The organism is Anaerococcus degeneri (assembly GCF_017874475.1).
GTDB classification, from domain to species: Bacteria; Bacillota; Clostridia; order Tissierellales; family Peptoniphilaceae; genus Anaerococcus; species Anaerococcus degeneri.
Genome location: NZ_JAGGLO010000006.1, coordinates 97,112 through 120,311, shown reverse-complemented (window position 1 = coordinate 120,311; position 23,200 = coordinate 97,112). Strand labels below are relative to the sequence as shown.

Here is a 23,200-nt window from a genome sequence, read left to right as displayed (position 1 = left end):
CATAAGGGATACACCTGTTCCCATACCGAACACAGAAGTTAAGCCTTATAACGCCGATGGTACTGCTCGGGCAACCGTGTGGTAGAGTAGGAAGTTGCCAAATAACTATTTCTAGCCTAATCGTTTTTGCGATTAGGTTTGAAAAGAGTTAGTAATAATAATTAAATTAAGATTTATGATAAATTCTAGGTTTTCCTAGAATTATTCTATCTAGCTTTATGCTTAGGTAGCTCAATGGTGGAGCACCCGGCTGTTAACCGGTAGGTTGTGGGTTCGAGTCCCACCCTGAGCGCCAAAAAAGCTTTTAGCGCGGGATAGAGCAGTTTGGTAGCTCGTCGGGCTCATAACCCGGAGGTCGTAGGTTCAAATCCTGCTCCCGCAACCAAAATTATAATATTTTTTAATATGGCGAAGTAGCTCAGTTGGCTAGAGCATTCGGTTCATACCCGGAGTGTCAAGAGTTCAAGTCTCTTCTTCGCTACCAATTTTTTATAAGCTCTTAGCTTATTGACCTAGGAGCTATATGGCTCCATGGTCAAGCGGTTAAGACACCAGCCTCTCACGCTGGTTTCCCGGGTTCGAATCCCGGTGGAGTCACCAGATTGACCATAGACTTATATAGCCTATGGTATTAATTTTTAAGGTAAAATTTAAATATTTATAAAATCTAGGCCCTATGGTCAAGCGGTTAAGACACCACCCTTTCACGGTGGTATCCCGGGTTCGAATCCCGGTAGGGTCACCAATTAGCCCGTCCGGCTCAGAGAGGACAAGCCACTCCGGCTCACGGAGGAGGCGCGCCCTTCAGGCGCGAAATACCGCAGGACGTAGTCCGAGGACTTAAAAACACGTTCTGTTTTATGGAAGTATAGCTCAGTTGGGAGAGCATCTGCCTTACAAGCAGGGGGTCACAGGTTCGAGCCCTGTTACTTCCACCATAATCATATCATTACAATAATGACTATTTAGGGGATTTTACTCTATAAGTTGACGTTAATCTAACGCCACTATGTGAGGCTCCTCAATGCGCCAGATAGGCGTGTTTATGGCCTGGTAGTTCAGCTGGTTAGAATGCCGCCCTGTCACGGCGGAGGTCGTGGGTTCGAATCCCATCCAGGTCGCCAAAATAATAATAAACCTTAGATGTGACTTCGTTCACAGTCCGCCGTTACGGCGGAGAGTTCTTCGGACTCACTACGTTCGTCTCGAAGATTTCAAATCTAATGATTTGAAACCCTGCAAGGGACTGGGTTCGATTCTCATCCAGGTTGCCAATTACATAGTAATTATAAGCTTCAAAGCTTATTACAATATAGGGATTAGATTGTCTAATCCCGCCCAACTCTTTTGATGGGCTGATGTAGCTCAATTGGTAGAGCAACTGACTTGTAATCAGTAGGTTGTGGGTTCAATTCCTATCATCAGCTCCATATGCGGATGTGGCTCAGTGGTAGAGCATCGCCTTGCCAAGGCGAGGGTCGCGAGTTCGAATCTCGTCATCCGCTCCAGTTATAGCTTGCTAGGCAAGCTTTTTTAATTTAAAATCACTTAGGTCATTTGACTAAGATATAAAAATAAGATATACTAATAAGGTAGAGAATATTTATGCGTCATTAGCTCAGCTGGATAGAGCGTCTGGCTACGGACCAGAAGGCCTGGGGTTCGAATCCTCAATGACGCGCCATTTTTTTAGAAGTATTTAATTTTATACTTCTTTTTTTATTACAATAAATTTATCTTCAATATTTAAAAAAGCATTTTTATATACTAATGAGTTATCAATCTAATCAAAGTTTCAGATTATCATGTCATTAAGCTATTAAAATTTGTTATTTTTCGCAAAATTATGATAAAAAGGTATAATTAATGCTATGAACTAGGTTTACATTTTTCTCTTTTTCATCCTAGGAATAGACTATTTTAATTGGAGGAGGTAAAAATGAAAAAAAGAGTACTAGCGTTAATACTAGCAATAATGATGGTTGTAACTAATATTGTGCCCAGCTTAGCAGCAAGTTCGGATAGCTTAGGGCAAAATGAGAAGGCTCAATCTGTTATGGGTAGAGCTAATGAGACAGACAAAAATGACGATGGCAATGATAAGAATGAAAGTGATAAAGGAGCAAGTCCCTTTCGTCAAAAAAACGATAAGATACTGAAATCTTTGGACACAAATCCTAAGAGCCCTGATTCTAATAAAGAAACTGCTACTAGCCTTCAATCAGCTGACAAGAAAAGTTCTAGTTTGGAGGTGAAAGAGTCTTCAGATCCTACTAGTAGAGAAGATAGAAAAGTAGAAGTTAAATCTGTGGGTGAAGCTTCTGACACCAGTGATGAAGTATATGATGATAAGGAAAATGATGAATTTCCTTATATAGGCTATCAAGAAGGTAGTGCTGGAGTAGCTACAAAACTTTATGTAGAAAAGGGACCTAAAGGATCTGATCCAAATCCAGGTAATAGGAGAGTTGTATATTGTTTTAATAAAACAAAAGCATGGCCAGATTCTTTTAATAATACTAAAAAATTAGCCTATAAAAAAACAACAGGTAGTGTTGAGGCATTTAGAGATAAAGTTAATAAAGAATCTAAGTACAAAGGCCAAGATTTAATAGATAAATTAAAGACAGTTTTGGCAAATGGATACCCAAACAACGATGCTATTCAAAAATCTTTAGGTCTAAGTGATGATGATATGAGAACTGTCACTCAAATGGCTATATGGCATTTTACTGATAATGCTTATAATAAGCCACAGATACTCGGTAGTATAAGTGAAAAGCAAAGTCTTGCACTAGCTATATTATTAAAGAAAGCAGGCAGTACCACCGTAGACCCAAAAGCTTTACCTAGTCTTTTAGATAATTATAAAAAAGGCAATCCTACTTATGAAGTGCCAGAAGGATATACACCACCAGAACAATCAACCCTAGATTTATATATAAGTAATGGCACATTAAGTGGTGACCATAATAAGGAATATCAAAACTTATTAAGTGGCAATCTAGTAAGACCAGATGGTTCAGTAATTGATATCCCAAGGGATAATAAAAAAGAAGAAAAAGAAATAATGATACAAAAACTGGGTGATGGTGCCCAGATTGCAGGAGCAGTATTTGAAATTTCAAAAGCAAATGATTCAGATAAGGTATTAAAAACATTCACAAGTGAAAAAGAAATACTAAATAAAATACAACTTGAAGTTGGATCATATATCCTAAATGAGAAAACTGCGCCAGAAGGATTTCAAAAAATAAGTGGAATTAAATTCGTAGTTAAAGCAGATGGTGAGATAGAAATAAAAGATAGAGGACAAAATGAGGATAAAAGCGTCCCTGGTGATTTTGATGTAAGTTCTTTTAAAAATAATTTATATATTACCGATAAGGAAAAAACTGGAGAAGATGAAGATGATAAAAAACTAAAGTAATCATCAGAAAATACGCCCAGGGAGATTATAAAAAACTTCTTGAAGGTGCCGAGCTTGACCTATATAAAATCAGTAAGGATGAAAAAGAACTTACACTTGTAAAAGATGGAAATTTCAAATCAGATAATAAGGGAAAAGAATTTGAACTGACTGACGGCTCTTATATTCTAAAAGAGAAAAATGCTCCAGCTGGCTATAAGATAGCTAGTGATATAGAGTTTGAAGTTAAAGAAGGAAAAGTATTTATAAATGGCAAGAAAGCACCTATGGGTGTTGAAAATCCTTTCTCTTATGATGCTTTTGATGATAGAAATAATGATGACTTTATAGTAAATCCAAATATATATGCAAAGCATTATTATATTAAAAAATCACCTAACAACCAAGTTGTATATTGTTTCAATGCCCAGAAAAAATCTCCAAATGAAAGCTACGATGATGGAGAAAATATTGTCCCAGATTTCAATCATGGTGTTGTTAAGTATAACAAAATAATAGATCCTGACAGCCTTTATAAATATGCTCAAAATCCTAGAGTTAGTGGGGCTGATCTAGCAAATAAGGTTTCTAGAGTAATCCATGGAGGATACCCAAACTCAAAAGTTAATGCTGTTGGGCTTACAAGTACACAATTAAAGGCAGCAACTCAGTTAGCTGTGTATTATTACACTGATAGTGCAGAAATAACAAATGATGGTTTAAAAGCTTTTGGTCACGGTTTTGATGTTTTAGCAAAAGATGGAGATACGGAAAACAAAATAAAAGCCTATACCCAAGCATTGATAGAGTATGCTGAAAAGGAAACAACAAGTTATAGATACGATTTTTATGTATCAAATAATGGTCATTTCCAAAACCTTATAGGAACATCTTATGATGATAGCGACTTACACTATGTAATTGCAATGGAAGATGAAAGCGAAGGTGGTACTACACCAGACCCAGGAACACCTGAGCCAGAAAAGCCAAAGAGTGCAAATATATTCTTTAGCAAGCAAGATGTTTTAGGTGATGAACTAAAAGGTGCAAGTTTACAGATTATTGATACAAAGACAGATAAAGTTATCAAAGAATGGGTAAGCGATGGCTCTACAACAACCTTCAAACTAAGTGAAGGAAATTATAAGCTTGTAGAAACAGCAGCACCAAAGGGATATAAGATTGCTACTGAAATCAACTTTGCTGTAGATAAAAGTGGAAAAGTAACAGCAGACAAAGGTTCACTAAAAACATCTACTGGTAATAATGTAATTGTCATGGTCGACGACTATAAAGAAACTAAAATCTCATTTAGTAAAACTGACATCCTAGGAAATGAATTACCAAATGCTGAATTACAAATTATAGATAAATCAAATGATAAGGTAGTTCAAAAATGGACTAGTGGTGATAAACCTCAAAAAATTGAATTAAAACCAGGTAAATATGAATTTGTTGAAACTGCTGCTCCTAAGGGGTACAAGATTGCTACTTCTATAGAGTTTGAAATCACTACTGATGGCAAGGTTGTAGCTAATAAAGATAGTCTTAAAACTGAAGGTTCTGAAAATATCATAACAATGGTTGATGACTACAAAAAATCACACATCTTCTTTAGCAAGCAAGATATTTTAGGCAAAGAATTACCAGGAGCCAAACTACAAATTAAAAACAAAGAAACTAATGAAGTAGTAGAAGAATGGACAAGTTCAGATGCACCAAATACATTCAGCTTAAAACCAGGATCATATGAATTTGTAGAAACAGCCGCACCAAAGGGATACAAGATAGCAACATCAATCGACTTTGAAATCACAGCTGACGGTGAAATAAAAGCAAACGATAAGAGCCTAAAGACAGTTGGCTCATCAAAAATATTAGTAATGGTAGACGACTACAAAGAAAGCAAAATCTTCTTTAGCAAACAAGATATTTTAGGCAAAGAACTTGCTGGAGCAAAACTACAAATCAAAGAAAAAGCAACTGGAAAAGTCGTAGAAGAATGGACAAGTTCAGATGCACCAAACACATTCAGCTTAAAACCAGGATCATATGAATTTGTAGAAACAGCCGCACCAAAAGGCTACAAGATAGCAACATCAATCGACTTTGAAATCACAGCTGACGGTGAAATAAAAGCAAACGATAAGAGCCTAAAGACAGTTGGCTCATCAAAAATATTAGTAATGGTAGACGACTACAAAGAAAGCAAAATCTTCTTTAGCAAACAAGATATTTTAGGCAAAGAACTTGCTGGAGCAAAACTACAAATCAAAGAAAAAGCAACTGGAAAAGTCGTAGAAGAATGGACAAGTTCAGATGCACCAAACACATTCAGCTTAAAACCAGGCAAGTATGAATTTGTAGAAACAGTCGCACCAAAAGGCTACAAGATAGCAACATCAATCGACTTTGAAATTACAAAAGAAGGCGAAATCATAGCAGATAAGGCAAGCCTAAAAACAATCGGCAGCAACAAGATCCTAGTTATGGTTGATGAATACGAAACATCAGAGCATCCAAAGGATAAGGATCATAAGCCTAATGATAAGGATCATAAGCCTAATGACAAGGAAGACAAATCATCTGATAAGGGCAAAGATAAGTCTGAAAAAGATAAGCCATCAACTAAAGATAAAGATAAGCCATCAACTAAAGATAAAGATAAGCCATCAACTAAAGATAAAGATAAGCCATCAACTAAAGATAAAGATAAGACTACTGAAGTAGTAGATAAAGACAAGGAAAGCAAAGAAAAGGATAAAGATAAGCCTCAAAATAAGGAAAATCTAATAGTTAGAACCCTAAAAGGGGCACCAAAAACTGGGGTAATTTCTAACCTTGCTTTCTATAGCGTGGCTATCATTTCTTCAAGTGTAGGTCTATACCTAACTAGAAAGAAAAAATAAAAGATATAAAATATCTATAAGTAAAAAGATGAGGACATAATAAGCTGACCAACAAAGTTGGACCTAATACCAGAGCTAGAACTAAACTAGCTCTGGTATTTCTTTTTCCTTTCCTACCCCTAGGGGTGGGAAATTTTTATTTTGGATGCAAGATTTGGCCAAGTTTTTTATTGGAATTTCCATTAAATTATATTTTTGGGTATAAGTGAAAGTTTTATGGAATTTTTTAATTCTTACAGGTAAAATCTTTTAAAAATATAAATATAAAGAGGTTAGAAAATGAAGTCGAAAAAACTATTGATTTCCATTTTGTTTTTAATATTTATTATTATTGGAATAAGGGTTTTTGGAAATAAAGATATTGATTTTACAAAAGAAGAAAATACAGAAATTAAAACTAAAGACCTAGCAAGCCTTAAGAATAGGGGAGAAATATACCTGGCTGGCGGTTGTTTTTGGGGTGTTGAAGGATATTTTAAGAAAATCCCAGGTGTTATTGACACAAGTGTTGGCTATGCCAATGGGAAAACAGATGATACTACTTATGAAAAAATCGGAAAGACTGATCATAGTGAGACTGTAAAAATCACCTATGATCAAGATCAAATTTCCTTGCAGGATATTTTGGAGTATTATTTTAGGATAATTGATCCTACTTCTGTAAACAAGCAAGGAAACGACAGGGGTAGACAATATAGGACTGGAATTTACTATACAAATGAAAATGATAAACTTGTTATTGATGAGATTATTAGACAGGTACAAGAAAAATATAAAGAGAAAATTGCTGTAGAAGTAGAGCCCTTAAAGAATTTTGTTTTGGCGGAAGACTACCACCAAGACTATTTGGATAAAAATCCTGGAGGATATTGTCATATCAATATTTCTTTGGCAGAAAAGCCTCTAGAATCAAAGAAAATTGATAAAAATGAAAAGGAATTAAAGGAAAAACTAACAGATGAACAATATAAGGTGACCCAGGAAAATGCAACTGAGAGAGCTTTTTCTTCAAAATATGATGATTTTGATGAACCAGGAATATATGTTGATGTAGTTACTGGCGAGCCACTTTTCTCTTCTAGAGATAAGTATGATGCAGGTTGTGGTTGGCCTTCTTTTACAAAGCCAATTGATGCAGGCATTAATTACAAGTCCGACAAGACCCATGGCATGGAAAGGGTGGAAGTTAGGAGCAAAAAAGGAGATTCTCACCTAGGTCACGTATTTAATGACGGTCCAAAGGATAAGGGTGGTGCAAGGTATTGTATAAATGGTGCAGCCTTGAGATTTGTTCCGCTTAGCAAGATGGAAGAAGAAGGCTACGGAGCCTACATTGATAAGGTAAAATAAAAATTAAGGGGAGAATTTTCTCCTTTTTTTAATTGAAAATATATTGAATTAATATAGTAATGAGAATATGAAGATTCTCAAAAAATCAATATTATGATTAATAAAAATTAGAAATTTTATATAAATTTAATAATTTATCCATTGTTTAGCCACATATTGGGTATATATTATCTTATAGGAGGAAAATATGAGTAATAGATCTTATAAAAAATCAGGCGGAAGATTTTCATCTTTTGCTTCAGCTTTAATTGGCGCTATTATTGGTGGATTTGTTGTTTATTTTCTACTAGTTGCGCCTCAGTCAAATAAAAAAGAAATTAGTGAAAATAAAACCCAAGTTGAAACAAGGCAAGATAATACCAAACCAATAGATATTAAGGAAAATGAGTCTATGGAGTCTGTTGTGGTTAAAAAATCAATTGATTCTGTGGTTGGTATAAATACAGTTTCAAAGGTGACTAGGCAGTCGTTTTTCGGCCCTCAATCAGGCTATGTAGAAGGTATTGGTTCAGGATCAATAGTAAGCGAAGATGGTTATATTGTAACAAATTCCCACGTAGTTAGCGATGGGGAAGCCAAGGAGATTAACGTCTTATTTAATAATGGCGAGACTGCTCCAGCAGAACTTGTTTGGAACGATGCATCTTTGGATCTTGCTATTATTAAAGTAGCTAGTGATAATAAAAACTTAAAGGCAATTGACATTGGAGATTCTGATGAAATAGGTGTTGGTGATAGGGTTGTGGCAATTGGTAATCCTCTTGGTTTCAATCTTCAATCTACAGTAACATCTGGAATCATTTCTGGTCTAAATAGGTCAGTATCCTTTAATACAGGTGTACAAATGGATGGCCTTATGCAGACAGATGCAGCCATTAACTCAGGAAATTCAGGTGGTGCTCTTCTAAATTCAAGGGGCCAATTAATTGGAATCAACACTGCCAAGGCCGGAAATAGTGATGGTATTGGTTTTGCAATTCCAATCAATACTGTAAAACCAGTTATAGACAAGATTAGGGAAAATGGAAAGTTTGACTCGGTTTACTTAGGAATTACAGGTCAGTCCCTTGATTATTTAAGAAAATTACAATACCTAAAGGATGATATTAAGGCAAAGAGCGGTATCTATGTTGTAAGTGTATTTACAGACGATAGCACAATCAAGGAAGGCGATGTAATTAAAGAAATCGACGGCAAGCCTGTAAAAGATATGGCAGCCCTAAAAAAACTTCTCTTAGCCTACAATATTGGTGATACTGTAAAGTTAACCATAGAAAGAGATGGAGAAGAAAAAGAAGTGGATTTTGAATTTACTGTTGATTCGTCAAATGTAGATGAATATAAGTCTGCAAGACCAAATGAAACCAAAGAAAAACAGGAAGAAAAATCAAATCCATTTTTCAATCTTCCATAAAAATAATCAAAAAGAGCAGTTAATTTATCTGCTCTTTTTATGTAGGCAAAAAACTGTTGAAATATCAATCTTAATTGACTTTATATAAAAACTTTTGGAGTCAAGAAATTATCTTGACATGGTCTTTTAAAGCGTGTATAATAGTGAAGTCAAGTAAAAATATTGACAGGTGATATTATGGAGAAAATAGTAAAAGTAGCCCAGCTGTACGATATGTATGGCCCACTTCTAAATGAAAAGCAAAGAGATGTTATAAATTGCTACTACAACGAAGATTTATCCCTTCAAGAGATTGCTGACAATGACGGTAGGTCAAAGCAGGCAATTTCAGATATGATTAATAGGAGTGTGGATAAATTATTTGAGTTTGAAAATGAGCTTTCTTTACTAAAAAGCAAGACTGAACTTAAGGCTTCTCTTTTTGAAATAAGAGAGCTGATTGAAAGTTCAAATAATAAAGAAGCAATTCAAAAGTTAACAGAAATTATTGAAAATATTTAGGAGCGTATATGGTTTTTGAAAGCCTTTCAGATAGACTTCAAGCAGCGCTTGGAAAACTAACAGGAAAAGGAAAATTAAACGAAAAAGACATAGACACTGCTATGAGGGAGATAAGATTATCCCTTCTTGAAGCAGATGTTAACTACAAGGTTGTAAAAGACTTTGTAAAGACTATTAAGGAAAGATCACTTGGGGCTGACGTGATGAATTCACTTTCTCCAGGACAGATGGTAGTTAAAATCGTAAACGAAGAGCTAACAGACCTTATGGGTAAGGAAAACTCAAGGCTTGCCCTAAGAGGCGGTACACCTCACATGGTGATGATGGTTGGTCTTCAAGGTTCTGGTAAGACTACTCATTCTGGAAAACTTGTAAAAATGCTAAAAAAGGAAAATAGAAATCCTATGCTAGCAGCCCTTGATATCTATAGACCTGCAGCCATTGAACAATTAAAGGTCGTAGGTAAACAGGCAAATACCTTTGTATTTGAAAAGGGCAAAGAAAATCCTGTAAAAATTGCCAAAGAGGCCAAGGATTACGCAAGAATCAACAATTTCGATACAGTAATCCTCGATACAGCAGGTAGACTTCAGATAGATACAGACCTTATGGAAGAACTTAAGGCTATCAAAGAAGAAGTAAAACCTGATGAAATCCTCTTGGTTGTGGATGCTATGACAGGTCAAGAAGCAGTAAATGTGGCAAAGTCTTTTGATGATTACCTAGATATAACAGGAGTCATCCTCACCAAACTTGACGGTGACGCAAGGGGCGGTGCTGCTTTATCAATCAGACAAGTCGTAGGCAAGCCTATCAAATTTATAGGTGTAGGTGAAAAACTTGACGATTTAGAGCCTTTCTATCCAGACAGGATGGCAAGTAGGATCCTTGGAATGGGTGATGTACTTTCGCTAATAGAGAAGGCTGAAGCACAATTTTCTTTAGAAAATGCTAGAGAACTTGAAGCAAAAATGAGAGAGCAGACCTATAGTTTGGATGATTTTATGGAACAAATCCAACAGATAAAAAATATGGGTCCTCTTGAAGACTTACTAGCGATGATACCTGGAGTTAATTCAAAGATGCTCAAGGGTGTCAATGTGGATGATGCTGGTTTTGATAAAATCGAAGCCCTCATAAATTCCATGACTAAGGAAGAAAGAGACAAGCCTGAGATTATTGGCAAGAGCAGAAAAACCAGGATTGCAAATGGTTCTGGAGTGGATGTCCGTGAACTAAATAAGCTATTAAAGCAATTTAAAGAGCTTAAGAAAATGATGAAAAAAATGAACGGACTACAGAAAAAAGCAAAAAAAGGCAGAGGCTTTCCAAAGATGCCTTTCTTTTAAAAAATAAGGAGGAAAAAATGGCAGTAAAAATTAGATTAAAAAGATTAGGACAAAAGAAAAAACCATTCTACAGAGTGGTAGTGGCAGACTCTAGAAGAGCTAGAGATGGTAGATTTATCGAAGAAATCGGTTATTACAACCCAGTTTCTGAACCAAAAGTATTTAAAGTTGACAACGAAAAAGCTAAACAATGGATTAAAAACGGTGCTCAACCAACATCTATTGTAGAAAAGCTATTCAAAGACAATGATGTATTAGCATAATTATGAAAGATTTAGTAGAATTAATCGTCAAAGAATTAGTAACAGACAAAGAAGCTGTAGAAATTGTAGAAGATCGTAAGGGCAGCGAGGTTAATATCTTAATCAAGGTTGCCGAAGAAGATAAGGGTAGGGTAATCGGAGTTAGGGGCAATATTATAAACTCCATTAGAACTATCGCAAGAAGTGCAGCTATAAAGGAAAATGTTAAGGTAAACATAAAAATATGAGGATCTCAGTAGGAGAGATTGTAAAGGCCCAAGGAATTAGGGGAGAAGTCAAGGTAAGAAGCCTGAGCGACAATGAAGAAAGATTCAAAATTGGATCAAAACTTTTTATAGGAGACGAAATAGTCACCATAAAAAGATCATACAAGCAAAAAGCAATGCTTGTTCTAGGCTTTGAAGAATATGATAATATCAACGATATCCTTAAATTTGTGGGTAAAGATTTAACCATAGATGAAAAAGATTTGGGAAAACTTGCTGAAGATGAAGTCTACATCAAGGACCTAATTGGTCTTAAAGTCACCTCAAATGGGCAAAAAGTAGGTGAAATAGTAGATGTAATCACAGGCGTCTATCCAAATGACGTTTATGTTATAAAAACAGATGGCGGCGAAGTTTTGCTTCCAGCTATCAAAAATACAATCAAAAAAATTGATACTGAAGAAAAAATAATTGAAGTAGAAAATTTTAGTGACTATGAATAAAGTAACACTCCTGACCCTATTTCCAGAATCCTTTGATTTTTTAAGGACCTACGGGGTTATAGGTAAGGCAATTGAAAATAAAATCCTAGAACTCGAAATAGTGGACATGAGAGATTTTGCAAACAACAAGCATAATCACGTCGATGATACAGTATACGGCGGGGCAGCCGGTATGCTAATTAGACCTCAAGTAATATATGACGCACTATTATCAGTCAAAACAGCCAAGTCTAAAGTAGCCTTTATGTCAGCTACAGGAAAAGTTTTAGATCAGAAGTTAGCAATCGACTTTGCGAGTATTGAACATTTGATAATAATATGCGGTCATTATGAAGGCATCGACGCTAGAATAACTAACCACTATGTAGACTATGAAGTATCCATAGGCGATTATGTCCTAACAGGCGGAGAAATCCCAGCCATGGTATTAATAGACTCTATGGCAAGGTTCATAGACGGAGTCGTAGGCAAGGAAGAGTCACTAGTAACAGATTCTCACTATAATATATTGTTGCAACAAGATGAATACACCAAGCCTAGAGTTTTTAATGGCTACCACGTACCAAGCGAACTTGTAAGTGGGGATCATAAAAAAATCGCAGCTTGGAATAAGAAAAATGCAATAGAAAAAACAAAAAGAGTAAGACCAGACTTATACGAAAAGTACTTACGAGAGGAGAGCAAAGATGGATTTAATCAAAAAAATAGAAAGTGAAAACCTACGTGAAGAAAACTTTGACTTTAATGTAGGTGATACAGTTAGAATAAGCTACAGAATTAAAGAAGGCGACAAGACAAGACTTCAAGACTTTGAAGGAACTGTTATCTACATCAGCGAAGGCGGCGTAGGCAAGACCTTTACAGTAAGAAGAATCTCTTACGGTGTAGGAGTAGAAAGAACCTTCCTATACCACAACCCAAGAATAGAAAAATTAGTAGTAACCAGACGTGGTAAGGTAAGAAGAGCTAAGCTAACCTACCTAAGAGAACGTCAAGGTAAGGCTGCTAAAGTTAAAGAAAAAACAAATTATTAATGGTAGAAAAAAACATCGTAAGCGATGTTTTTTTCGATTTTCACAATTTATCAAGGCACAAAGTACCGCAGTATAAATTGATTAAAAACCTTATGTAAAATTTTATGAAGGGTGTGATGAGAAAGAGCAACCGTAATAAAAACTTTACTAATCAGATAAAAGGATTATTGCATAATGAGCAATGGTCCTTTTAATTTTGAAAATATCTACAGTCTATAAAATTCAATAACAGAATTAGATTTTGCCTTTAAATACATTTTAATTTATGATATTATAACTAATAAGGATTAAGACTAAGAGGCAAAAATGACAAATGCAAGAAAAAACTTTGGAAAAAAGTTAATAGAAATAAGGGAAAGAAAAGGACTTAGACAGGCTGATGTTGCGAGTCTTATAAATCTTAGCCAAAGAACAATTGGCAGGCTTGAAAGAGGGGAGATTGAATCTGCGTCTGTGGATAGTTTGGTAGAATTATCCAAGGTCTATGATGCAGATATCCTTAGTTTGTATAAGAAATATGCCTACGGAAATTTTTGTATATTAGAAGATATAAAAAAAGCTCTAGATATAAATGCCATATTTTTGCCAAGAGAAATTAGGACAAATCTTTTAGAAAAAATTGATCTAATAAAAGAAGGAAAAGACCTTGAAACAAAAAGATATGAGTTAGAACTCTTGGAATTATTTATAAAATACCTAAATTCTGAAATAAGTGATGAAGCTTTGAGAGATAATTTTGAATACCTAAGTGGAAATAAAATTAAGAGGGAGAATTTTTCTAAACTAGATCTTTCTTCGCTAGAATTACGTATTTTATTAAATATTGCTAGTGATTTTCATTCTTATAAAAATATTGCTAGTGTAGAGATTTTTGAAATGTGCAAGAATCAGGATAAGAATAAGATGGTAAAATTATTAGCCTACAATAATTTTTCTAATTTTTATGTAATAAATAAAGATTATCAAGATGCCCTAAAAATATCAAATGAAGGTATAAGCTATTCTAGAAATAGCTCTTCTATTGATGGCTTGCTTTACTTACATTTCATAAATTTCCTAGCATCTTATAGGGCGAATAAAAACTATGAGGAAGCCTTATTGGCAACTAAGGTTTTATTAAAAAACAATCTTAACCCTGAATTAAATATGTTGGTAAATAGAAATATTAATAATATATTAGGATAAACAAGCCAGGACTACTTTTAGTTCTAGTTTTTTATATTGAATCAAAAAAGCGAATAAATTCCAAAGGCACATCCGCCTTTGACAAACTTTTTAATATGGTATAAGCTAAAAATAATAAATTATTAACACAAGAAGGCAGATTTTATGAAAGAGAAATATAACAAAAAAGATTTTAAATTTATAAGGCTCAACTGGGTTTTCCTTGGCTTTATCATTCTTTCTTTGGTCAGCAATTTGGAACAATATTTTCTAACAAGGCTTATTGAGAGATTTTCGAGGATTGTTTCTTATAACGATGGGACCTTGATTAGGTCAACAATAATATTTTTTATCCTTTGGGCAGTGATTTTTTTCGCTCTAAGAATTTCTAGGTCAAGGCTTAAGGCTAGGATTTCATATTTGTGGAATGTAAGGGTCAAAAAAGAACTTATGGAAAATATCTTGACTCGAGACCCTGTTTATTTTGAAAGCAAGGACAAGGCCTCTTACATATCCCTATTTAACAATGATCTTAAATTTATAGAGGAAAATTATCTTTTTTCTGTGGACTGGATTATATCTAACCTTGTCCTTCTTTTGGTGTGTTTGGCCTACGGTTTTACCATAAATATTGAGATTACTATGATCATTTTTGTCTTTGGTATAATTGTTATGCTAATTTCAAAATTTATTTCATCTCTTTCATCAAATGAGAATGAAAAATATATGAAGTCCCTAAATTCTTATAATGAAATACTAAATGATGGCTTTTATGGCTATAAAACTCTTTTGAGCTTTAACAAAACGGGTCATTTCCTTAGAAAATTTGGACAGAGGACAAAAGATAACGAAAAAATTCACGAAAAATCTTTGTTTTTAAATAGCTCAAGAATATCAGTGATAAATATTTCGTCAATGATATTGCAGACCTTCTTGATGCTCTTATCAGCCCTATTTGTCTATTGGGGCAAGATTGAAGCCTTTTATTTTCCGGTCCTACTAAGCCTTATGAATATTATAATTTGGCCAATGCAGGAAATTGCAGATTCCTATGGTAATATTATTTCAACTAGGAAAATCAGAGAAAGGATTCTTAAGGACTTTGCTTTTGACGAAGAAGAATTTCCTGATAAAGCTAGAATCCATAAGGAAATTGCAGGAGAAAATTCTGATATTTACTTTGATAAGGTTAAATTTTCTTATGGAAGTAAGGAAATTTTAGAAAAAGCTTCTTTTGTAATCCACAATAAGGACCATGTGATTATAAGCGGTGCAAGCGGAACTGGTAAGTCTACTATTTTTAAATTAATAACCAAGGAACTTAGGCCAAATGATGGAAATATTTTTATTACAGGTAAAAATATCGACAATCAGAGTCGTGAGGAAATTTATGAAAAAATTTCCATTGTCGCCCAAAAACCAATGATTTTTAGGGATTCTATTTTGGCAAATATAGTTCTTTTTGAAGATGAATCTGAAATTGATTTTGAAAAACTAAATGATTCTATAAAAAGGTCTGGCCTTTCTCCTTTGATAGACAACCTTAAGGAAGGTTACAATACCATAATCAAAGACGCCGGATCCAACCTATCTGGTGGGGAAATGCAGAGAATTGAAATAGCCAGGGCCCTTTATAAGGATAGCCCAATTATCCTAATAGATGAGGCTACTTCTGCCCTTGACCTTAAAATGGCAGTCGATATCGAAGAAATTTTTGCAAATCTAGATAAGACCCTAGTTTCAATTTCCCATAGGAGGGACATTGATTATAGCAAGTATTACGGAAAAATTATCGAGATTAAAGATAAAAAGACCGAAGAATTTTCAGAAAATAAAATATAAATCCTACCACAGTCTAGGGAATTTCCTAAATAAGCTGAACTCACAAAGTTGGACCTGATACCAGAGTTAGAACTAAACTAGGTATGGTGTTTTTTCTTTCCCACCCCTAGGGGTGGGAATTTTTATGCTGCATTATTTTTTATATTTTACTGGTGATAAGTATCCTATTTATTATTTTATTCTTTCTTCATTGTAATACTTTATGAAATCTTCTAAAAAACTGACCTCCTTGTGTTGATTTTTAGTCCAACTTTTGGTGGTCAGTTCTATTCTTTGAGATATTTTTTATTGTTAAATGAATTCAAATATTCAATTATTAAGCTCTAACATGGTGCTTTCCAATAGGAACTATTAGAGGCGTATTTGAAATAGGGTCACTTATTATTTTTGCTTCAAGATTAAAGATATCTTTAACTAGTTTATTATCTAGTATGTCTTCAGGCTTTCCCTCTGCAACAAGTTTACCTTTTTTAATTGCAAATAGGTAATCAGCGTATCTTGCTGTCAGGTTTATATCATGCAAAATCATGCAAATGGTTGTCTTATACTTTTGGTTAAGATCAGCCAAGAGGTCTAATAATTCTATTTGATATGAGATATCCAAGTAGGTAGTTGGCTCATCCAGAAGTAGGATATTTGTATCTTGGGCTAGGGCTAGCGCTATCCATACTCTTTGCCTTTGCCCGCCAGAAAGTTCTTCAACTAGATTATTTGCTAGATCTTCAACATTGGCCATAACCATTGATCTATTTATTATTTCAAGGTCATCTTTACTAAGACTTTTAAAAGGCTTTCTGTAGGGGAAACGACCACGGCTTACAAGATCAGCTACTGTTATCGATTCAGGGATTATTGGAGATTGAGGTAAGATAGCTATATGTTTTGCTAAATCTTTTTCTTTATAAGAATTGATTGATTTATTACCGAGCAATACTTCTCCGTCTAATGGCTTTATAAGTCGAGATAAAGTTTTAATGAGTGTTGACTTTCCACAACCATTTGACCCAATAATAACTGATATTTTTTCTTCAGGTATTTTTATATTTATATTTTCCAAGATTATTTTTTCATCATAACCGCATGTAAGATTATTTGACCATAGACCAATCATTATATATTCCTCCTGTTCATTTTTATTAGTAAGTATATTAAGTATGGTGAACCTAACAATCCAGTTACAACACCTACCGGATATCTAGCTGGCAAAATATTTTGTGAGAATATTTCAGATGATAAAACTAGTAAAATTCCAACCAATCCAGCTAATATTGGGCTTCTTTTATTGCCAATATTTAAGGCTATGGGCCCAGCTAAAAAAGATATACAAGCTATTGGCCCTGTAATTGCAGTAGAAAAAGCAGTTAAAGATACAGCACATAAAATCAAAATAAGTCTCGATAAATCGGGATTTGCTCCAAGTCCTATTGCTATTTCTTCACCAAGTTCAATAATTTCTAGTCTTTTATTAAAAAACAAAACTATTATAGTAGCAATAATACTTACTATTAGCACAAGAGGTATGTCATCTAGCTTTGTAAAAGATAAAGATCCATTGAGCCATCTCATAACTTCTTGCAACTCGTATCTTGCGGCTTTCAACAATAAAAATGAGGTGCCTGCTCTTGTGACAGCTTGAAAACCAATGCCTAATATTATCAGTCTAGATGCTGAAAAACCATCTTTTTTAGCTAGTAAAAACAATATTAAAGATGTTGTTAAGCCACAAGCTATTGAAATAATTCCAGTAGTAAAACTATTTGTTTTTAATACCAATATGCAATAGACCGCTGCAATAGATGATGAACTTGTAACACCGATGATATCGGGACTTGCAAGAGGATTTCTTAACATAGTTTGAAAGATAAATCCTGCTAATCCAAAAGACCATCCAGCTATAATTCCTGCTAATAATTTTGGTAATCTAATTTCCATAATTGAAAAACTAGCTCCAGGAACAGTTTCACCATTTAAGACTTTAATCAAAGTTGAAAAAGAATAATTTTCATCTCCAATAAGTAAAACGAAAAATGATAGACTGATTATTATTAATAAAAATAGTAAGGAAAATAGTGTTATTCTTTTTTTTCTTTTTTGAATACCTATAATTAAATTTTGCATTAGTTATTAACCCCTCTATTTTTCATAGTTACATAAATAAGTACTGGACCACCGATTATTGCAGTAATTATCCCTACTTCAATTTCGCCTGGTTTACCTAAAATACGGCCGATTATATCACACATAAGTAAGAGCTCTGCACCTATAAAAGATGAAGTAATGGTCATTGTGCGTATATTTTTGCCTAAAAATAAGCCGCAAAAATGAGGAACTATAAGACCTACAAAACCAATAGGTCCACCAATCGCAGTAATACTTGAACATAAAAGCACACTTGCAACTATTGCGAGTGATCTTGTCCTAGTAACATTAACCCCAAGACCAACTGCCATTTCATCACCCATAGCTAAAGCGTTTAAATCTGATGAAATAAAGACAGCTATTAAATGACCTACAATTATAAAAGGTAGTAGTGTATATATAGAGGGTAATGTAGCCGCTCCTAGGCTACCTATTTGCCAAAACCTAAATTTGTCTAAGACGTTATTATTCGGTAAAATTAAAAAACTAACAAAACTGCTTAAAGCCATACTAACACAAGTTCCTGATAAGGCTAGTTTTACAGGAGTAAGGCCTGCTTTTCCGGTCATAGCTATCGCATATACAAAAATTGCACTGATTAGGCCACCAATTATTGCAAAACTTATATGGCTTATGCTTGATGAAATTCCAAAAAAAGACAGCCCAATTACTACACTAAGACTTGCTCCTGTGTTTATACCGAGGATACCTGGATCAGCTATTGGGTTTCTAGTAACTGATTGCATCAATACACCGCTTATGGCAAGACTAGAGCCTGCTAAAGTTGCAAAAATAGTTCTAGGTATTCTTTTATAAATAATTGATTTAATAAAATCATCTTCTAGATTACCGATTCTAAAAGCTGCTAGAAAATCTTTGATATTAATTTCTTTTGTTCCAAGCTTTAATGACAAAAATATTGTAATAAGAAGACCTAGGCAGATTAGTAAAATTATGCCTAGGTTTATTTGTTTTTTATTTCGCATTTTTGCATGCATTTCCTAAAATATTTAAGAATTCTTCAATAGTGTAGTTTATTGAAAGTGGTGTTGGAGTGCATGAGGCTGCTAATGGTGTATTTTCTGGAATTACAGCAACGGCCCCATTTTTAATTGCATTTATTTTGCCTAAAAGAGGATCTTTTTGTAAAGTTTCAATAGTTTTATCATCACCATAAGTTATGATTACATCAGCATCATTTATCTTATCTGCTTCTTCTGCGGAAATTTCTTTTGCAAAACTATCCTCACTCTCAAATTCTTTTAATGATTCAGGGAAAACCAGACCTAAATCTGTTAAATAATTTGCTCTTGGATCTTTGCTAGTAAAAATCCAGAATTTTGATGTATCTGCAGCATTAATACTAGTAAATAATATTTTTTTTCCTTTGATTTCTGGATGTTTTTCTAACTCTTTGGCTATACGAGCTTCAGTATTTTTGATTAACTCATCACCTTCTTTTTCCATACCTAAGGCTTTTGAATCAATTTTAACCATATCTTTCCACAAAGTTTGCCAAGGTTTAGATTGGTATGCTGCTACTGGAGCTATTTTTGATAGAGTGTCATAATCTTCTTGAGTTATACCGGAATAAGCAGCTAAGATAACATCTGGTTTAGAATTTGATATTGCTTCAAAGTTAAGCCCATCTAAATCGTCAAATAGGTTAGTCTCACCATTTAGTTCTTTTATTTTTTCTTCTGTCCAAGGTAAAACTCCTTTTTCAGCACTTACGCCGTAATTTGCTTTTGAAAATCCAACAGGAACTATTCCTAAAGCTAATGCTACATCATGATTTCCCCAAGCAATAGTTGCAACTCTTTCAGGTTTTTTATCTAATATAGTTTGACCGAAAGCGTGATCTAAAACTATTTGATTAGGTGCATGCTCTTTAGAAGCATTTTCTTTACTATTAGCAGAATTATCTGCATTGTTTTTTACTTCACTTTCCTTAACTGTAGTTTCAGTTTTTGTATCATTTGATGGTGCGTTTGAATTAGAAGAACAAGCGCTAAAAACTATACACATAGCTAAACTGGCTATTAGAAAAAATTTACTTTTCATAAAAACTCCTTAAATAGATTTATAACATAATAATATCAATAATGATTATCATTGTCAAATGGTTTTGGTCACAAATTAAAAATATAACTATTTTTTAAAAAGGATTTAGTTTTTATTTTTAAGCTAAATTATGTATAATATATAATAAGAAATGAGGAGATTAAATGGCACTTAATATAAATTGGTATCCTGGTCATATGAAAAAGACCAAGGAAGAAATTGAAAAAAACCTAAAGCTGGTTGATATAGTTTTAGAGATTATAGATTCGAGGATTCCAGAATCTTCGAGAAATCCTATGCTTGATGATATTTTAGCTGACAAGCCAAGGATGATTATCATGAATAAATCTGACCTTGCAGATCCAAAGGAAAATCAAAAGTGGATTAATAAGTTTAAAAACGATGGGATTGTGGCTTTGCCAATGAATTCTAAAGAGAGAATCAATGTTGGTAAAATTTATGATATAGCAAGGGATATCCTTGCTGATAAGTTTAAAAAACACGAGGAAAAAGACATTGACAATCCTATAATAAGGATGATGATTGTTGGCGTGCCAAATTCTGGCAAGTCTACCTTTATAAATAATGTAGCCCAAAGGAAGGGAGCGAGAGTTGGCAACCGTCCGGGCGTGACCCAAACTAAACAGTGGATTAAGACAAATTCTAATTTGCAGCTATTGGACACTCCGGGTGTGCTTTGGCCAAAATTTGATGATAGGACTGGCCTTCACTTATCTTATACAAATGCCATCAAGGATGAAATCCTAAATATAGAAGATTTGACCCTTTATTTCATAAGAGAATTGGCAGAAGAATATCCGGAAAACCTCAAAGAAAGATATGGTGTAGACCCAGAGGTTGAAGCTATTGAAATCTATGAAGCCATTGCAAAAAAGCGTGGGGCAATTATTGCTGGCGGAGATTTTGATTACACAAGGACAGCGACTATTATCCTAAACGACTTTAGGACAGGCAAACTTGGAAGAATTACACTTGAGAAGCTATGAAATATTCTGAATATAACGAGGAAATAAAAAAAGAAATATACGAAAAATACGACCATATAGCTGGAATTGACGAGGTAGGAAGAGGTCCTCTGGCAGGCCCTGTTGTAACCTGTGCAGTCATTATGAAAAAGGATTCGCATATTGAAGGAGTGACTGATTCCAAGAAATTAAGCCGCAAGAAAATGCTAGATTTAAAGGGAAAAATCCTAGCTGATTCTATCGCTGTTTCTTATGGCTATGCCAATTCCAGAAAAATTGACCAAATTAATATAAGGCAGGCAACCCTAGGAGCTATGAAAGATGCTCTAGATAATTTAGAAATACGACCAGACATTGTCCTTATTGATGCGGAAAGGATTGACACCAACCTTCCACAATTAAATATTGTAAAGGGCGATTTAAACGAATACGCAATTTCTTGTGCATCTATTTTGGCAAAAGTCAGGCGAGATGATATTATGATAAATTTTTCTAAAATTTATCCGGGTTATGGTTTTGAAACAAATTTTGGATATGGAACCAAGGCTCATTACGCTGGTCTTGAAAAATACGGAGAAACTCCCATCCATAGGCAAAGTTTTTTGAGAAAATTTCACGAAAGGCAGCTATCATTTATATGACAAGAAAAAGAGAAGTCGGCGATTTTGGTGAGGAAATCACAGCTGAATATTTGGAAAAAAATGGATACAGGATCCTTGATAGAAATTATTCAAAACCCTTTGGGGAGATTGATTTAATTGCCATAAAGGATGACTTGATTGCCTTTGTTGAGGTCAAGACTCGAAAGTCAGATGCCTTTGCCTATGCGGCTGAGGCTGTAGATTTTTATAAGCAGGAGAGGATAAGAAGGGCGAGCCAAGCCTATCTTATGGAAAAAAATATGACAGATTTTTTGATGACCTTTGATATTGCCGAAGTTTACCTAGATACAAGAAAGATAAATTACATAGAAAATGCTTTTTGATATGGATAAGAGAGAAATTTTATTATACCTAAATTACATAAATATTAATAATAGAACCATCCTAGATATTTTTGAAAATACGAATTTGGATAATTTTTTTGAAAGGACAAGGGCTGATTACTCCTTCCTTAACGATGCAAATCACGATAGGATTTTTAATCCAAAAAACCTTGAGGATTTCAAAGCTTATAGGGAAAAAGTTGCTAAGCTTGGTGTAGATTTTGTGACAATCCTTGATGAATCTTATCCAGAAAATTTAAAATACATAGACGATAGACCTGCGGTTTTGTATTATAAGGGAAGGCTAGATGCCCTTCGTGATAGCCAGTCCATCGCTTTTGTAGGGGCAAGAAAGTGCACAGACTACGGCAAGTGGGCCTGCAAAAATTTGGTAGGTTCTATTGCTCAGGCAGGCCTAACAACTGTTTCTGGCCTTGCCTACGGGATTGATGCCATGTGCCACAAGGCGACTTTGGAAGTTGGTGGCAGGACCATTGGGGTAATCGGTTGTGGGATTGATCAAGTTTATCCCAAGGCCAACAAGTTTTTGTACGAAAAAATCGAAGAAGACGGTTTGATTTTATCAGAATTTCCTCTAGAAACTCCACCTATTGGTTATAATTTTCCAAGGAGAAATAGGATTATTTCTGGGATTTCCATGGCAACTGTGGTTATAGAGGCCAAGGAAAAATCAGGAACCATGATTACAACTAGGTGTGCTCTAGACCAAGGCAAGGAAGTTTTTGCTGTGCCTGGAAATATTAACTCAATCTATTCCAAAGGGACCAATAAGCTAATCCAAGACGGTTCTAAGCTTATTTTGTGCGCTGAAGATATACTCGAGGAACTCGATTATCTTTTGGATAAGAGATTAGCTAAAGAGCCTATTGATTATTCTGCACTTGATAAAGATGAAGTTAGTGTAGTAAGATATATTGAGACAAAACCAAATGCCAGTCCTGATGACTTGGCACTTAACTTAGATTTAAGCATAGATGTGATAAATTTTTTATTAACAAGTTTAGAACTTAAGAATATAATTGAAAACATAGGAAATAACGAGTTTACAATAAAGGAGTGAG

21 protein-coding genes, 10 tRNA genes, 1 rRNA gene and 1 pseudogene are annotated in these 23,200 nt (G+C 34.4%); 29 read left to right on the top strand and 4 right to left on the bottom strand.

Features of this window, described 5'->3' with window-relative positions; genetic code table 11:
• The 25 genes and pseudogenes from rrf to J2Z38_RS07295 form a co-directional block, all read left to right on the top strand.
• Positions 1-103: ribosomal RNA gene (rrf, locus tag J2Z38_RS07415) — 5S ribosomal RNA — on the top strand; the annotation flags it as partial.
• Between the two features lie 117 nt (positions 104-220).
• A tRNA-Asn gene (locus J2Z38_RS07410) sits at positions 221-295 on the top strand.
• Between the two features lie 13 nt (positions 296-308).
• Positions 309-385: transfer RNA gene (locus J2Z38_RS07405), tRNA-Met, on the top strand.
• Between the two features lie 22 nt (positions 386-407).
• Positions 408-484: transfer RNA gene (locus tag J2Z38_RS07400), tRNA-Met, on the top strand.
• 41 nt (positions 485-525) lie between these two features.
• Positions 526-600 (top strand) — tRNA-Glu (locus tag J2Z38_RS07395).
• Positions 601-670: 70 nt separating this feature from the next.
• Positions 671-745, top strand: a tRNA-Glu gene (locus tag J2Z38_RS07390).
• A gap of 117 nt (positions 746-862) precedes the next feature.
• Positions 863-938: transfer RNA gene (locus J2Z38_RS07385), tRNA-Val, on the top strand.
• A gap of 109 nt (positions 939-1,047) precedes the next feature.
• Positions 1,048-1,124: transfer RNA gene (locus J2Z38_RS07380), tRNA-Asp, on the top strand.
• Between the two features lie 230 nt (positions 1,125-1,354).
• Positions 1,355-1,430 (top strand) — tRNA-Thr (locus tag J2Z38_RS07375).
• 3 nt (positions 1,431-1,433) lie between these two features.
• Positions 1,434-1,508: transfer RNA gene (locus J2Z38_RS07370), tRNA-Gly, on the top strand.
• A gap of 99 nt (positions 1,509-1,607) precedes the next feature.
• Positions 1,608-1,684: transfer RNA gene (locus J2Z38_RS07365), tRNA-Arg, on the top strand.
• Positions 1,685-1,939: 255 nt separating this feature from the next.
• Positions 1,940-3,430 (top strand): thioester-forming surface-anchored protein, encoded by a 1,491-nt coding sequence (locus tag J2Z38_RS07360; protein ID WP_209774392.1) that lies wholly within the window; start codon positions 1,940-1,942, stop codon positions 3,428-3,430.
• Positions 3,430-3,609: pseudogene (locus J2Z38_RS10765) on the top strand (hypothetical protein); the annotation flags it as partial. The gene J2Z38_RS07360 and the pseudogene J2Z38_RS10765, both read left to right, overlap by 1 nt.
• Positions 3,610-3,696: 87 nt before the next feature.
• A complete protein-coding gene (locus J2Z38_RS07350; RefSeq protein WP_209774386.1) occupies positions 3,697-6,318 on the top strand; it encodes a SpaA isopeptide-forming pilin-related protein in 2,622 nt (873 codons plus the stop codon).
• Between the two features lie 279 nt (positions 6,319-6,597).
• Positions 6,598-7,668 carry a peptide-methionine (R)-S-oxide reductase MsrB gene (gene msrB / locus J2Z38_RS07345; RefSeq protein ID WP_209774380.1) on the top strand — a complete coding sequence of 357 codons (1,071 nt, stop codon included), beginning with the start codon at positions 6,598-6,600 and terminating at the stop codon, positions 7,666-7,668.
• 187 nt (positions 7,669-7,855) lie between these two features.
• The gene (locus tag J2Z38_RS07340; protein WP_209774374.1) at positions 7,856-9,082 is read left to right on the top strand and encodes a S1C family serine protease; all 1,227 of its coding nucleotides are present in this window, start codon (positions 7,856-7,858) and stop codon (positions 9,080-9,082) included.
• 177 nt (positions 9,083-9,259) lie between these two features.
• Complete coding sequence (gene ylxM / locus J2Z38_RS07335; RefSeq protein ID WP_209774372.1) at positions 9,260-9,583, top strand: YlxM family DNA-binding protein; 324 nt, start codon at positions 9,260-9,262, stop codon at positions 9,581-9,583.
• A gap of 8 nt (positions 9,584-9,591) precedes the next feature.
• A complete protein-coding gene (gene ffh / locus J2Z38_RS07330) occupies positions 9,592-10,932 on the top strand; it encodes a signal recognition particle protein (RefSeq protein ID WP_209774371.1) in 1,341 nt (446 codons plus the stop codon).
• A 17-nt stretch (positions 10,933-10,949) separates the two neighbouring features.
• Positions 10,950-11,195 carry a 30S ribosomal protein S16 gene (rpsP, locus tag J2Z38_RS07325; protein ID WP_209774369.1) on the top strand — a complete coding sequence of 82 codons (246 nt, stop codon included), beginning with the start codon at positions 10,950-10,952 and terminating at the stop codon, positions 11,193-11,195.
• 2 nt (positions 11,196-11,197) lie between these two features.
• Positions 11,198-11,422: a KH domain-containing protein gene (locus J2Z38_RS07320; protein WP_209774363.1), complete on the top strand. Its 225-nt coding sequence runs from the start codon at positions 11,198-11,200 to the stop codon at positions 11,420-11,422.
• Positions 11,419-11,904, top strand: a complete 486-nt coding sequence (gene rimM / locus J2Z38_RS07315; protein WP_209774362.1) for a ribosome maturation factor RimM — start codon at positions 11,419-11,421, stop codon at positions 11,902-11,904. The genes J2Z38_RS07320 and rimM overlap by 4 nt, the downstream gene beginning before the upstream one ends.
• Positions 11,897-12,619, top strand: coding sequence for a tRNA (guanosine(37)-N1)-methyltransferase TrmD (trmD, locus tag J2Z38_RS07310; protein ID WP_209774360.1), 723 nt, complete (start codon positions 11,897-11,899; stop codon positions 12,617-12,619). Before rimM ends, trmD begins: the two co-directional genes overlap by 8 nt.
• Positions 12,591-12,938 (top strand): 50S ribosomal protein L19, encoded by a 348-nt coding sequence (rplS, locus tag J2Z38_RS07305; protein ID WP_209774354.1) that lies wholly within the window; start codon positions 12,591-12,593, stop codon positions 12,936-12,938. The genes trmD and rplS overlap by 29 nt, the downstream gene beginning before the upstream one ends.
• 306 nt (positions 12,939-13,244) lie before the next feature.
• Positions 13,245-14,123, top strand: a complete 879-nt coding sequence (locus J2Z38_RS07300) for a helix-turn-helix domain-containing protein (protein ID WP_209774352.1) — start codon at positions 13,245-13,247, stop codon at positions 14,121-14,123.
• 144 nt (positions 14,124-14,267) lie between these two features.
• Positions 14,268-15,944 carry an ABC transporter ATP-binding protein gene (locus J2Z38_RS07295; protein ID WP_209774350.1) on the top strand — a complete coding sequence of 559 codons (1,677 nt, stop codon included), beginning with the start codon at positions 14,268-14,270 and terminating at the stop codon, positions 15,942-15,944.
• 316 nt (positions 15,945-16,260) lie between these two features.
• Here the strand turns inward: J2Z38_RS07295 and J2Z38_RS07290 are convergent, their stop codons facing one another.
• Genes J2Z38_RS07290 through J2Z38_RS07275 form a run of 4 tightly spaced genes read right to left on the bottom strand, consistent with a single transcriptional unit; the run spans position 16,261 to position 20,147 of the window.
• Positions 16,261-17,055: an ABC transporter ATP-binding protein gene (locus tag J2Z38_RS07290; RefSeq protein ID WP_209774349.1), complete on the bottom strand. Its 795-nt coding sequence runs from the start codon at positions 17,053-17,055 to the stop codon at positions 16,261-16,263.
• A complete protein-coding gene (locus J2Z38_RS07285; protein ID WP_209774347.1) occupies positions 17,055-18,062 on the bottom strand; it encodes a FecCD family ABC transporter permease in 1,008 nt (335 codons plus the stop codon). Before J2Z38_RS07285 ends, J2Z38_RS07290 begins: the two co-directional genes overlap by 1 nt.
• The gene (locus J2Z38_RS07280) at positions 18,062-19,069 is read right to left on the bottom strand and encodes a FecCD family ABC transporter permease (RefSeq protein WP_209774346.1); all 1,008 of its coding nucleotides are present in this window, start codon (positions 19,067-19,069) and stop codon (positions 18,062-18,064) included. Before J2Z38_RS07280 ends, J2Z38_RS07285 begins: the two co-directional genes overlap by 1 nt.
• Entirely contained in the window at positions 19,059-20,147 is a 1,089-nt protein-coding gene (locus J2Z38_RS07275) for an iron-siderophore ABC transporter substrate-binding protein (RefSeq protein ID WP_209774344.1), read from the bottom strand. Before J2Z38_RS07275 ends, J2Z38_RS07280 begins: the two co-directional genes overlap by 11 nt.
• Positions 20,148-20,311: 164 nt before the next feature.
• Here J2Z38_RS07275 and ylqF point away from each other — a divergent pair, with 164 nt between their 5' ends.
• The 4 genes from ylqF to dprA are packed head-to-tail and all read left to right on the top strand — an operon-like array spanning position 20,312 to position 23,199.
• Positions 20,312-21,154 carry a ribosome biogenesis GTPase YlqF gene (gene ylqF, locus J2Z38_RS07270; protein ID WP_209774343.1) on the top strand — a complete coding sequence of 281 codons (843 nt, stop codon included), beginning with the start codon at positions 20,312-20,314 and terminating at the stop codon, positions 21,152-21,154.
• Positions 21,151-21,774: a ribonuclease HII gene (locus J2Z38_RS07265; RefSeq protein ID WP_209774341.1), complete on the top strand. Its 624-nt coding sequence runs from the start codon at positions 21,151-21,153 to the stop codon at positions 21,772-21,774. The genes ylqF and J2Z38_RS07265 overlap by 4 nt, the downstream gene beginning before the upstream one ends.
• On the top strand, positions 21,771-22,118 hold the full coding sequence (locus J2Z38_RS07260; protein WP_209774340.1) for a YraN family protein: 348 nt from the start codon (positions 21,771-21,773) through the stop codon (positions 22,116-22,118). The genes J2Z38_RS07265 and J2Z38_RS07260 overlap by 4 nt, the downstream gene beginning before the upstream one ends.
• 1 nt (position 22,119) lies before the next feature.
• Positions 22,120-23,199: a DNA-processing protein DprA gene (gene dprA, locus J2Z38_RS07255; protein WP_225304614.1), complete on the top strand. Its 1,080-nt coding sequence runs from the start codon at positions 22,120-22,122 to the stop codon at positions 23,197-23,199.
• The last annotated feature ends 1 nt before the right edge of the window (position 23,200 follow it).

Bases quoted from the DNA above. Each gene is read 5' to 3' on its own strand.
- J2Z38_RS07360 (WP_209774392.1), top strand. From the start codon at position 1,940: ATGAAAAAAAGAGTACTAGCGTTAATACTAGCAATAATGATGGTTGTA.
- J2Z38_RS07350 (WP_209774386.1), top strand. From the start codon at position 3,697: ATGGGTGTTGAAAATCCTTTCTCTTATGATGCTTTTGATGATAGAAAT.
- msrB (WP_209774380.1), top strand. From the start codon at position 6,598: ATGAAGTCGAAAAAACTATTGATTTCCATTTTGTTTTTAATATTTATT.
- J2Z38_RS07340 (WP_209774374.1), top strand. From the start codon at position 7,856: ATGAGTAATAGATCTTATAAAAAATCAGGCGGAAGATTTTCATCTTTT.
- ylxM (WP_209774372.1), top strand. From the start codon at position 9,260: ATGGAGAAAATAGTAAAAGTAGCCCAGCTGTACGATATGTATGGCCCA.
- ffh (WP_209774371.1), top strand. From the start codon at position 9,592: ATGGTTTTTGAAAGCCTTTCAGATAGACTTCAAGCAGCGCTTGGAAAA.
- rpsP (WP_209774369.1), top strand. From the start codon at position 10,950: ATGGCAGTAAAAATTAGATTAAAAAGATTAGGACAAAAGAAAAAACCA.
- J2Z38_RS07320 (WP_209774363.1), top strand. From the start codon at position 11,198: ATGAAAGATTTAGTAGAATTAATCGTCAAAGAATTAGTAACAGACAAA.
- rimM (WP_209774362.1), top strand. From the start codon at position 11,419: ATGAGGATCTCAGTAGGAGAGATTGTAAAGGCCCAAGGAATTAGGGGA.
- trmD (WP_209774360.1), top strand. From the start codon at position 11,897: ATGAATAAAGTAACACTCCTGACCCTATTTCCAGAATCCTTTGATTTT.
- rplS (WP_209774354.1), top strand. From the start codon at position 12,591: ATGGATTTAATCAAAAAAATAGAAAGTGAAAACCTACGTGAAGAAAAC.
- J2Z38_RS07300 (WP_209774352.1), top strand. From the start codon at position 13,245: ATGACAAATGCAAGAAAAAACTTTGGAAAAAAGTTAATAGAAATAAGG.
- J2Z38_RS07295 (WP_209774350.1), top strand. From the start codon at position 14,268: ATGAAAGAGAAATATAACAAAAAAGATTTTAAATTTATAAGGCTCAAC.
- J2Z38_RS07290 (WP_209774349.1), bottom strand. From the start codon at position 17,055: ATGATTGGTCTATGGTCAAATAATCTTACATGCGGTTATGATGAAAAA.
- J2Z38_RS07285 (WP_209774347.1), bottom strand. From the start codon at position 18,062: ATGCAAAATTTAATTATAGGTATTCAAAAAAGAAAAAAAAGAATAACA.
- J2Z38_RS07280 (WP_209774346.1), bottom strand. From the start codon at position 19,069: ATGCGAAATAAAAAACAAATAAACCTAGGCATAATTTTACTAATCTGC.
- J2Z38_RS07275 (WP_209774344.1), bottom strand. From the start codon at position 20,147: ATGAAAAGTAAATTTTTTCTAATAGCCAGTTTAGCTATGTGTATAGTT.
- ylqF (WP_209774343.1), top strand. From the start codon at position 20,312: ATGGCACTTAATATAAATTGGTATCCTGGTCATATGAAAAAGACCAAG.
- J2Z38_RS07265 (WP_209774341.1), top strand. From the start codon at position 21,151: ATGAAATATTCTGAATATAACGAGGAAATAAAAAAAGAAATATACGAA.
- J2Z38_RS07260 (WP_209774340.1), top strand. From the start codon at position 21,771: ATGACAAGAAAAAGAGAAGTCGGCGATTTTGGTGAGGAAATCACAGCT.
- dprA (WP_225304614.1), top strand. From the start codon at position 22,120: ATGGATAAGAGAGAAATTTTATTATACCTAAATTACATAAATATTAAT.